This is a genomic window from Lactobacillus sp. ESL0259 (genome assembly GCF_003693045.1).
In the GTDB taxonomy this organism is placed as follows: Bacteria; Bacillota; Bacilli; order Lactobacillales; family Lactobacillaceae; genus Lactobacillus; species Lactobacillus melliventris.
Window position 1 is genome coordinate 25,397 of the sequence record NZ_REHP01000010.1, and the last position, 10,802, is coordinate 36,198.

Below are 10,802 nucleotides of genomic sequence, written 5' to 3' on the forward strand. Positions count from 1 at the left end.
CCTAGTTTATTATGTTTTGCAAATATTTAAAGGCTTCCGAAATTCTGATTATTTTAGTAAACTAAATACCGTTAACTTGTATTTTGGCTTCCAAGACTATACGTTGCCTTAAGTTCTAGCATATCATTTTTTCTCAATATACCAAACCTAAATAATGACAAGTAACCGAAGATTTCATATTCAGCTTATAGCTGTCTTCTTAAAGTCAATTCCGCTTCTATGTCAAAATTATTGTTTTAGCTCCAGACACATGATTTGCTTTATTACGTCTTATAAGATTGTTCGCTATTCTATAGATCAGAATACAGTTTAATAACTGAAGTTGATAATATATAATAAAGGAACACAAAAGATTTTAAACTCGTTTTATTTGAATATTTCGGATATAAAAAGTATCTATGGGGGGAATGTAAGTGAAATATATTTTTAAAAAAGATCCTAAAAGGGTAATAGTTTACCTTATTTTAACCATTATTTTGGCGTTATTAATGGTTTCGAACTCGCTAGTATTAAAGTATATTATGGACGTGGCTTCAAGCAAGGGCTTGAATAAATATGTGTCCTTGGTTATCAATGTATTGTTATTTATTTTGGTTCAGTCTTTGGCATATTATTTGCAGCAGCTAAATTCACAATATCTAGCAAAAGAAGCTGTATCAGTCTATCGTAATGTGGTTTTTAAACGCTTGTCACAACAAAGACTGATAAAACTTAATTCAAATGAATCTGGGCAATACATTTCGTTATTGACTAGTCAAATGGATAATTTAGGGCAAAATTATTTTTATACCTTTTTTTGGGGATTATATTTACTACTACAATTTTTTGCTGCCAGTTTGCTCTCTTGGATAATAAACCCAGTGATGGCAGTATTTGCTATTATTTTAAGTATTCCAAATATTCTGATACCAATAATTTTTAGGAAAAAATTACAACTTAAAAAGAGTAACACAATTGCTGCAACTAATAATTACGTTAATAAAACGAACGACTTATTTTCTGGTCTAACAGACTGGAAGGTAAATCGTTCTGAAACTGCAGTAGTTACAGAAGAAAACAAAATCAATGAAAAATTATTACATAGTGAAAAAGAAGAGCTAAAAACAGAAAATACAGTTACAGTTCTCAATAAAACTTTTTCTGATTTTTTATATTTTGGTACATGGCTAATTGGCACGTTTTTTATTATGAAGAATAATTTATCAATAGGCCAAATTGTGGCATTTACTCAATTAGTTACGAATATTTCTTTTCCTATTTACAGTTTTTCTGATCTATTTTCTCAATGGATCGGAGGAAAAAAGGTATTTGACTCTATAGAAAAGGAAACTGGCGAAGAAGCAAATACCTTTGAAAACGATAAAGTCATTGCGCCTTTTTCTAGTATCGAATTAAAGGATGTAAGTGTTTCTTTTAAAGAAAAAAATATTATTGATTCACTGAGTCTTAAAATTACAGCTGGGCAAAAATATTTGATTGTTGGTAAAAGCGGTAGCGGTAAATCTACTTTCATCAAACTTATTACCAAACAATTAGATGACTACCAGGGAGAGATTTTATTAAATGGAATAAATATAACCCAACTTACTGATAACCAAATTTATCAAAATATCAGTTACTTACCACAAGATGGCCACGTTTTTGCGACTACATTGCGTAATAATTTAACTTTATATAAAAATTATCCGGATGAAACTATAATTAAAGTATTAAAGTTCGTAGAATTAACTAAATGGGCTAATGCCGAATCTTTGAATATGAATCTTGGAAATTCAGATACAAAAGTTTCAGGAGGAGAAGCTAAGAGAATTGAATTGGCAAGACTAATACTTCGGGAAAAAAGTGTGTTAATTTTGGATGAATTCTCTTCTGGAATAGATAAAATAACTTTGAAAAAAATAGAAAGCAAGCTTTTAAGTTTACCTGTTACATTATTATATGTAACCCACACATATGATGATGACTTAATAGCTAAAGCGGATGAAGTTATTCGATTTTAAAATGTTTTACGGAATTAGTTTTTGGCAACTGACGGTTATCTGAAAATTATAATTTTTTGTTCAAGAAGAATTCTATTGTTAATGGAGCCCCTTTTTATATTAATTCATAATATTATACAAAGTTTAACTCACTGTTTAGCTGAAAAACATTAAAAATAGAAATAACTAATATAGTTTTCTAACTTTATACCTAATTTTGTTTAAATGCTTCCAACTTATTAAATTAGCATTAATCCCTTTGAAATCCTATTCAAAGACAGCTTAATATTCTATAATGTACGTAAAGTATTTAATCAGTATTTTTGAGGTGATTACATGAAATTAAATAAAAAGTTTGTTTATGGTTCCATAGCAAGCATTCTTGCTATTAGTCCTATGCTACCCGCAGTAATGCCAAGCAATACTGAAGTATTAGCTGCTAAGACTGATACTCTCACGTTGAATCATAATTCTTATGTTTATACGGCTCAGGGCAAGCGCACCTATTATAACGGTAAAGGGACATTGCGTATGGGCACCACCGTAAACGGTAATGCCAAAACAACTTCGATTAATGGTAAAAGCTACTATCCTTTAACCGGTGGTGCCTACGTTAAGGCGGCTAATGTTGGTGTTGTTAACAAGCAGGTACAAGATGGCAACTTGGAGCTCAATTACAATTCTTATGTTTACGATAAGAATGGTAAACGGCTATACAAATTCCGTGGCAGTAAAAAGAATACGCATTTGCGCAAAGGAACCCCTTTGAAATACTCTGGCTCTGTAGAAAAAATTGACCGGAATAGCAAACAGTATTTCCTAGTCAATGATGACAACTATAATCAGTCATGGCTCCCTTATAAAAAAATCGGTGGTAAATATTACTACAATATTGGAGCCGGTGGCTATGTTAATGCGGCCAATATTGGCAACATTGATAACAAGCCCCTTTATGTCGCAGAAGCAACCGTGACAATTAGTCCAAAGGATATTGACTCTAAAGGAGTTCAGATTGGCTTGGGCAAAGAACAAATCACGGTTAAGCCTTTACAAAAAATAAAAGTTAACCGTGAAACGCTATTTAGGTATGATCCAACCAGTTCACCAAGTTACATTATTAGTGGGACAAAAACTGGCTGGTTTCCTAAATCGTACGTACAAAAAGAGCCAAGACAAAGGCTGCTGACTTTTACCGCTGACACCTATGTTCTAATTACTGCTGGAACTGATATTTTTGATGCTAATGGAGACTTACGACCAAATCAGGTTGATAAAGCCGGTCTAACGACCTTTATTGAGGGTGAAAAAATTCCGGTTGATGAATTGTTATACATTTGGTCGAATAAGGACAACAAAGCTGAGCTCTACTATCATTTAGGTGACGTAAATGGCTTTACGCACACCAACTTTGAAGAAAACAATGAAGAACATATGTCATTCATTAAAGCTGCTGACAGTAAATATGTTTCCGGTCCATTTTTGAAACCTCTTAATACGGTTGATGAAGCTAAAGCAGATGCGAAAGTAGCAATTGCAGCAGATAAAAAAGACCTCCAAAAGGAAATTGATCAGGAAAATGCAGTTCACAATACTGATGGATACAAGTTTTACCACTTTAATTTTTATGATGATGCACTAAAAAGAGCCAAAGAAATTAATAGTTCAGATAAAGCAACAGTTTCAGAAGTTAAAGAAGCCACGAGACGTTTACAGATGAAAGCAAAACTAGCCTACTTAACAGTTGATGAATATGCGGCTTACAGCAATTCAAGAAACTCAATGCCAGAAAAATATTAGAAACTTACAGAGTTAATAAAAAAAGCAAGAAATTTGAAGTTAACCCTCTAGATTTGAAGTGTTCCATAATAGTTAGACATTAATCTGACTATTAGGAGCACTTTTTTCATGACTAAATATTCTTATACTGCTGACTTTTCAATTCGTTCTTTAGCAAGAACAAAAGAATATAAAAGTATTTATTCCCCCTTCTCAATTAAAAGAAATGAAAAATACTAACAAAGTTCCCAAAGGCTCGTATTTTGTAATGGGGGATCACAAAAGTGTTTCAAAAGATAGTCGTTATATAGGCGCAATCCCTAGAAGTAAAATTGAAGGCGTTGTTAAATATCGCTACTGGCCACTTAATAGAATCAAAGCATATTAAAAGGGATTAGGCCCTTAACATTTGGACTTAATCCTTTTTCCTTTCACTTTTTATAACTCTGCTAATCGTTTTTCATCTACATGAAACATAATCATGCAATAAAGTAATAATATTGCAGTCATAAACACCACCACATAGATGTTAGTAGTTCCAGGGAGTTCACGTAAGAAATCAGCCGGTGAATAACTTATGAAATATGGCAAATGGATAGTTGCATTCATTAATAATAAAACTATTTGCAAAACTAAACCTGTACACATGGCAGCAAACTTATTTTTAATCCACAAAGAAGTAACCATTGCGAATACAGAAAATAATCCTCCCCAAAAAGAAGAAAACATAATTGACAAAATAGCGTGGACAAATGGATGGGAATAATAAAGGGAGACAAACAGCATAGTAAAATTTCTGGCACCAATATTAATATTAAGTAAATTATCGGGCTTAACATTAGGCAATATCATAAACCAAGATAAAAAGTTAAACAGTAAAGGAACAGCAATTACAATAAAGCCGGTCATAAATGCGATTTCTAGGTATCCTAACAAGATTTGTTTAATGGACTTCTCCATCTTTAATTTATAAAAATAGCCGTTGGTAAAATCTTCTTTTAATAATGTACTGGCAGGTAAACTCGCAATTAACGGTAACAAGATAAAAAATATAGTAGGAACAAAAGTAAATCCATCTATTGACATCCACATAGTATAAGGTGAGTTTGTCGCAAGAATATTTTTAGACGTAGAAACAATGCATTGTAAAACGCTGATACTTAGCCCTATTACCAATGCTAAAAACAACCATAATTTATTCAAACGTGACCACAAAAATTTCATTTTATCCTCTCTATTCTAGCAGAAGCGAATATTTGACATAGTGCTTCTTAGTTGGTACTAAGAAACTGAAACGTAATCTTTGATTGCGCATGTCATATGAATAGCGCGGAATGGTAAAAAATATTGTAAAAGGCTGCTTGCCGTGCGCTAATGCTTTATCAGGATTAATACTGTTGTGACTTTTGTCATACAATTTTATTGAGGGATTGCTTGTACCATAAGGATTATTTAGATACATATTTTCTCTAAAATTAGGATTGTTCTTTTTCTCGCCATAGAATGACTGACCAGTTTGACGTATATTAAATTTGACTTTGGCTTGTACAACATCCTTACTTTTCTTAACTGCAGCTTCATGAACAATAAAGTTAACATGATAGGCTTTTACCAATTCATTTTTGTGAAAAAGCTGTTCTTTAGTCACACCATACTGCTGAGGATGGGCGTTTACCTGGTTGTAGCGATAAAAGCCCACGCAGCCAACTACAATTATTATTACCACGAAGAAGCTCCATAATAATTTTTTATTTTTCATGATTAATTGTTCCTTCTTGTACATATAGCTTTTGCGTGGCGACTTTGTTCACAAATTCATGATCATGCGAAGCAATAACAAAGGTTGAACCTTTACGGTTATAACCGTCAATCAATCTGATTAATTTACCTATACTTTCATGATCCAGCGCATTGGTGGGTTCATCCAGAACAATTAACGGATAGCCTCCGAGAAAGGCCTGTGCAATTCCTAATTTCTGCTTCATCCCCAGTGAAAATTTCTTAACTTTTTGTTTAGGGAACCTGGTTAAATCAAAGTACGCCAATAAATCATTAATCTGCTTTTCTTGAATATCTGGATCTAATTTCGCTAATAGTTCTAAATTTTTATGAGCAGTAAATTCTTCTATTAAACTGGGATTTTCAATTAAAATTCCCGCTTTAATAGGATAAGGCTCTTGGACCTTCATCTTCTTACTATTAACTATGACTTCCCCACTGGTATTTATTAAGCCTAAAATCGTTTTTAAGATTAACGTTTTACCAGAACCATTTATTCCTTCTAAAACAGTGATACTGCCTTCTGGAATATCTGCACTGACATCATGCAATAGTGGCCGTCTTTTCACTACTTTTCCTACTTCATTTAATTCAATAAAACTCATTTTTTACTCCTTACTCTACACTAAAGAAATGGTCAATAATCCCATAAACAATCACCATAATCAAAGTTGCCAGCAATAATAATAAAAAGCCAGGGAAATTAAATCTCATAATTATCAAGCAATTCAAAGGATTTAATTGCCATTTTAAAAGAGATGTCATTATCAAAAGTGAAGCTGGAATAATCAAACCCAAGGCCGAATTAAACTTCCCAATTGTACCTTGCAAAAGAAGCGTCAGATATATTCCTAAAAAATTGTTGATGAAAAGTAGTGGGATCGCCTGCCAGTCAGCTAAATGAAAAAAAGACAAAGAGGGCAATTTAAATAAAGCCGTAACAAGCAACATAACTAAAAGTGTAACAAACACGTAGGCCAAAGCTATTACTCCTATTAATAACATAGTGACAACAGTAAAATTTTTCGGTGGAATTTGTAATCCTCTTAGGTGCATAACGGTAGTTTGCCAAAGCAGTTTAAAGCTATTTAGCATAATAAGTAGCGGTATTAAGAAATAGACCAGCCACAAAATAAAATTAAAAGATGTATCTTGACTGGTATCGGCAAAGAAAAGATTAAATATAGAAGTATGTGGACTGTTAATTAGCTGCGCACTGAGAAAAATAATTGAAAAGCAAATCAAACTTAGCCAACAAATTAAACGGAAGCGGATTATTTGCCATAAATATAATAATTGATTCCAAAATAGACGTTTCATAAAGACCTTCTTTTTAAAAGTGAGGATAGCCACATAATAAGTACAATTTAATTCGACTTTTATAGATAGCCAATTTTTATTTCTTATTTTTTAATTATCGTTTAATTCTATACATTAATAGTATCATTTTAGTATTGTTAAAAATAGTAGAATTAAACTTTTAATAATCCAGCTCACTATAACGATTAGTAATTAAATAGACGATTAGCATTAATAGCGTTGTAACTAGTAACAACAGAATATTGTTCTTATTGACACGCAGCAACATTAAACTATTGAGCGGATTATATTTCCAAGTGGTATAAATCGTGATAATACACAGGCTAAAAGGAATAATTATACCCAATGGAGCATTGAAGCGACCGATAGTGGTTTGAATTATCAACAACAGAAATATTCCTAAAAAATTGATAATAAACAATACTAATAAAGCTGGTAATCCGTGAAATTGTAATAGCTTAAAATTTCTTAGCCAAGAAAAGTCAGTCATTAAAGTCATGATTCCCTCTGTTAGTACCACATAAATGATGGTGATCAACCCCATTAACCCAACATTAACTACAGCGAAACTTAATGGTGAATATCGCAGCCCTCGCAATTGCATTCCCCTTGCTTGCCACAATTGTTTAAAACCGCTTAAGACTATCAGTAGCGGTACTACAAAATAAACAAACCAAAAAACAGGCAAAATAACTTGGCGTGATTTAACAGCGTTAAAATCAACTCCCATGAAAAAAAGAGGAACTATAGCGGAATTAGGCATTAGTTTCAACATCAGTATTACAAAGCATATTAACCCTAACCAAAAAAGAAAGCGCGATTTTATTAGTTGCCACAAAAATAAAAATTGATTCCAAAATAAATTTACAAGAGATGCTTTTGAGTCTACCGCTTTAGAATGCAATTGTTCTCTCCTTATTTGTTCACACTCGCACTAGTCAAAAATGAAAAAGCTTACACTAATGATACCACTTGTTCAGAATTTAAAAAATACGATCAGTAGAATTAAAATATTAAATTCCTTTAATTAAAGCAAAAATGCTCCAGGCATTAATCAACTGATTAACTTTCTAGGGCATTTTAATAAAAAAGGTTAGCTATTATGATGTGAACCCTAAAATTAGGACACTTTATTAGCTTTACTGAGGACTAACTGCCGATATTCGATCGGAGTTAGTCCTTTTAGTTTGATTTTAATTCTTTTCTGACTGTAATACTCAATAGTTTCTTACTGCATCTCCCAGCTCGGTGAGATTCATATACAGCTTTTCAAAGCAATGGAACATTTATTCATGAAAAAAAGTGCTCCTTATAGTCAGATTATTGTCTAACTATTATGGAACACTTCAATTTCGAAGGTCATATCCCTTTTTACTTATTTTTCTCTCTTACTTTCTATGCTTTATCGATAGCTCAAGATCAAGATTGCTTTGATAAATCAATTATTTGATCAAACATTTCTTGCTCTTTTTCTGATATGTGGTGTGCTACTTCGATCACAGTTCCTTTAAACTCACTTAGAATTGTTTGGTGTATTTGCAAAGATAAATTCTGATCAAGAGATGAAGTTGCTTCATCAGCTAATAATATCGGTCTTTTTGATACTAATGCTCGTGCAATTTCAACCCGTTGATTTTGACCACCAGATAAATTACTACCACCCTTCCCAAGCTGATAGTCTAAGCCCTTTTCGTTTACGAGATCAGTTAAACCGGCTTGTTCAACAGCATAATTTAAGTCTTCTTCAGACACATGGCGACCTAAAGTAATGTTGTATTTTAAAGTATCATCTAAAATAAAAGGCTTTTGCTGAATAAAAGAGAAGTACTCGTGTAATTTTCCCCAATCACCATTTACTTCAGAATGATTAACTTCATAGGATCCAGAATCAAGTTGTTGAATACCAATTAATACATTCAGTAAAGTTGATTTCCCCCAACCTGATGGAGCTTGCAGGAGAACTTTTTCCCCGGAATCAATTTTTAGATTAACATTGGCAAAAATTTTCTGTTTACCCTGACTAACTCCAGCATCAGTCAATTGTAATGATTGGAAAGTATCTGAAGCAGTTGCAGTATTGCTACCCTGCGGCTTTATCAGCAAGTCGATTTTTTTGATTTTTTGCAAAATCGGTTTTGCCGTTTTAATATCGTTAACTGACCCAAAAATACCAACTACAGGATTAATAAAATTATTAGCCAGTTGTGCTATCATCATAAACGTGCCTAAAGTCAGCCGACCGCTAACAATGAAACTGATACCAATGGCAAAAGGAAGGAACATACTGAAAATATATGCTACTATCATAGTCATCTCATTAGACATGCCTTTAGTCCAATTGGTTTTGAAAAGAGACGTTTCCATTAGCTTCGCTGCTTTAATCAACCTGTTAACCATTGAAAATTGAACATCATAGATGTTAGCCATTTCCGCTCCAGAATGAGTTTCAATAACAGTATTGGTATAGTTGCTATTGGATTTTTCCCACTTTTCAGAATTTTTTTCGATCTTAGGGCCAAAAACAGACTGAATAACGGCAGGAGTAAATGAAGCTATTAAAAATACCAGCGCAATAATCCAAGAACTAACAAATGCAGAGATTACAGCTGCCAAAAATTGAATTAAATCAGAAATGATTGAAAGCTCTGCCTCAATACTATTAGTTTCAATTTGCTTGAGGTCATTGGTCATAAATGAACTGTCAATTTCGTTATGGCTAGCATAGTTATTAACTAAATAATTGGCAGATGCACTTTTTAGGTTAAGATTAATTTCTTCTATAATTTTATAATAGAAATACTGATATATAACGCCGACTATTCCAAATATTAGCAGACCACAAACAGCAAAGACAGTCAGCTTGATTAAGCTGCCTTGAGGCTTTTGGGCGAAATCAATAAATTTTTGAAAAATTAAGGCAACAAAAACAACCTGAAGTGATTTCAAAAAAGCAAAAAAGACATACAAGGCGAGTCTCCACGGGTTTGAATATTTTATAATCATTGATTTTCCTTTCAATATTTTTTAAATAGCATTTTGTTAGTCTAGTTCTTAACTTATAGTATGTATACTCATTTTTAAATTCAATATTGCTCTTAAGCTTGTCCAATAAGCCATGTGAAGAAATTTTTAGCTTAATTATTAAAACTCAGGCTTTTAAATTAATAAAAAATAAATATTAGATAACCAAAATAATAAGGTTTTAATCTTTAAAAGTCAATAAGATAATTTTATTTTCTTTTAATATTTATACTGAACAATTTCCCGTTAGCACTAATTTTATCCCTAATCCTATTTTGTAACTATAAAAAAACGATTATAAATGACAACATGCAATCCCTGACTCAGTCAACTTGTGCAAAATTAATTCAGTCATGATATAATTTAATTGTAAAGAAAAGGGGCCTTGCGCTAACAAGACCTCTTTGAAAACAAGCAGCCGCTCTAAAGGCGGTTAGCTATGTGAGAAATAGAAGACTATCCCTAACTAGCTAAAGTATGATTGGGACGGTCTTTTTTATTTCTTGTGATTATTGATATAATCCAACAACACAATAATAAACGTGGCGAATGCCAACATTATTTGTAATGCCTGGTAAACGCTCACTTCTCTTTCTAGCTATGCTAGTCCTATGCTAGTCGCAATCATTACTCAGTTCACCGTGCAAAATTAATTTAGTCATGATATAATTTAATTGTAAAGAAAAGAGGCCTTGCGCTAACAAGACCTCTTTGAAAACAAGCAGCCGCTCTAAAGGCGGTTAGCTGAGTAAGAGATAAAGACCATCCCTAACTGGCTAAATGAAGTTAACCCTCTAGATTTGAAGTGCAACTAAAAAGTTAGACATTTTAATATTACGCAAGACTCAATGCACGATTTCGATATTTGATCGGGGTCGTGTATTTTAGTTTGTTTGATCTTCTAATATGATTGAACCAGTAAACGTA

11 protein-coding genes and 1 pseudogene are annotated in these 10,802 nt (G+C 32.6%); 3 read left to right on the top strand and 9 right to left on the bottom strand.

Annotated elements, in window-relative coordinates:
* The first annotated feature begins 413 nt into the window (after positions 1–413).
* The 3 genes from F5ESL0259_RS07885 (at position 414) to F5ESL0259_RS08925 (ending at position 4,143) form a co-directional block, all read left to right on the top strand.
* Positions 414–2,000 (top strand): ABC transporter ATP-binding protein, encoded by a 1,587-nt coding sequence (locus F5ESL0259_RS07885; protein WP_122038080.1) that lies wholly within the window; start codon positions 414–416, stop codon positions 1,998–2,000.
* A 315-nt stretch (positions 2,001–2,315) separates the two neighbouring features.
* Positions 2,316–3,776 (top strand): SLAP domain-containing protein, encoded by a 1,461-nt coding sequence (locus F5ESL0259_RS07890; protein WP_122038081.1) that lies wholly within the window; start codon positions 2,316–2,318, stop codon positions 3,774–3,776.
* Between the two features lie 247 nt (positions 3,777–4,023).
* Entirely contained in the window at positions 4,024–4,143 is a 120-nt protein-coding gene (locus tag F5ESL0259_RS08925; protein WP_370448809.1) for a S26 family signal peptidase, read from the top strand.
* A gap of 50 nt (positions 4,144–4,193) precedes the next feature.
* Here F5ESL0259_RS08925 and F5ESL0259_RS07900 read toward each other — a convergent pair whose 3' ends face one another.
* The 9 genes and pseudogenes from F5ESL0259_RS07900 to F5ESL0259_RS07940 all read right to left on the bottom strand — a co-directional run.
* On the bottom strand, positions 4,194–4,979 hold the full coding sequence (locus F5ESL0259_RS07900; protein ID WP_122038082.1) for a hypothetical protein: 786 nt from the start codon (positions 4,977–4,979) through the stop codon (positions 4,194–4,196).
* Between the two features lie 10 nt (positions 4,980–4,989).
* A complete protein-coding gene (locus tag F5ESL0259_RS07905; protein ID WP_122038083.1) occupies positions 4,990–5,514 on the bottom strand; it encodes a hypothetical protein in 525 nt (174 codons plus the stop codon).
* Positions 5,504–6,139, bottom strand: a complete 636-nt coding sequence (locus F5ESL0259_RS07910) for an ATP-binding cassette domain-containing protein (protein ID WP_122038084.1) — start codon at positions 6,137–6,139, stop codon at positions 5,504–5,506. Before F5ESL0259_RS07910 ends, F5ESL0259_RS07905 begins: the two co-directional genes overlap by 11 nt.
* Positions 6,140–6,149: 10 nt before the next feature.
* Positions 6,150–6,854, bottom strand: coding sequence for a rhodopsin (locus F5ESL0259_RS07915; RefSeq protein WP_122038085.1), 705 nt, complete (start codon positions 6,852–6,854; stop codon positions 6,150–6,152).
* 160 nt (positions 6,855–7,014) lie between these two features.
* Complete coding sequence (locus F5ESL0259_RS07920; protein WP_147446448.1) at positions 7,015–7,617, bottom strand: rhodopsin; 603 nt, start codon at positions 7,615–7,617, stop codon at positions 7,015–7,017.
* A 357-nt stretch (positions 7,618–7,974) separates the two neighbouring features.
* Positions 7,975–8,116: pseudogene (locus F5ESL0259_RS07925) on the bottom strand (IS3 family transposase); the annotation flags it as partial.
* Positions 8,117–8,273: 157 nt separating this feature from the next.
* Positions 8,274–9,857 carry an ABC transporter ATP-binding protein gene (locus tag F5ESL0259_RS07930; RefSeq protein WP_122038087.1) on the bottom strand — a complete coding sequence of 528 codons (1,584 nt, stop codon included), beginning with the start codon at positions 9,855–9,857 and terminating at the stop codon, positions 8,274–8,276.
* Positions 9,858–10,371: 514 nt separating this feature from the next.
* Complete coding sequence (locus F5ESL0259_RS09100; RefSeq protein WP_081945396.1) at positions 10,372–10,461, bottom strand: putative holin-like toxin; 90 nt, start codon at positions 10,459–10,461, stop codon at positions 10,372–10,374.
* Between the two features lie 248 nt (positions 10,462–10,709).
* Positions 10,710–10,802, bottom strand: a 93-nt coding sequence (locus tag F5ESL0259_RS07940; RefSeq protein ID WP_147444110.1) for an IS3 family transposase, incomplete at its 5' end; no start/stop codon positions are given.

Excerpts from the sequence above, each read along its gene's own strand:
- F5ESL0259_RS07890 (WP_122038081.1), top strand. The coding sequence starts at position 2,316 with ATGAAATTAAATAAAAAGTTTGTTTATGGTTCCATAGCAAGCATTCTT.
- F5ESL0259_RS08925 (WP_370448809.1), top strand. The coding sequence starts at position 4,024 with ATGGGGGATCACAAAAGTGTTTCAAAAGATAGTCGTTATATAGGCGCA.
- F5ESL0259_RS07900 (WP_122038082.1), bottom strand. The coding sequence starts at position 4,979 with ATGAAATTTTTGTGGTCACGTTTGAATAAATTATGGTTGTTTTTAGCA.
- F5ESL0259_RS07905 (WP_122038083.1), bottom strand. The coding sequence starts at position 5,514 with ATGAAAAATAAAAAATTATTATGGAGCTTCTTCGTGGTAATAATAATT.
- F5ESL0259_RS07910 (WP_122038084.1), bottom strand. The coding sequence starts at position 6,139 with ATGAGTTTTATTGAATTAAATGAAGTAGGAAAAGTAGTGAAAAGACGG.
- F5ESL0259_RS07915 (WP_122038085.1), bottom strand. The coding sequence starts at position 6,854 with ATGAAACGTCTATTTTGGAATCAATTATTATATTTATGGCAAATAATC.
- F5ESL0259_RS07920 (WP_147446448.1), bottom strand. The coding sequence starts at position 7,617 with ATGCCTAATTCCGCTATAGTTCCTCTTTTTTTCATGGGAGTTGATTTT.
- F5ESL0259_RS07930 (WP_122038087.1), bottom strand. The coding sequence starts at position 9,857 with ATGATTATAAAATATTCAAACCCGTGGAGACTCGCCTTGTATGTCTTT.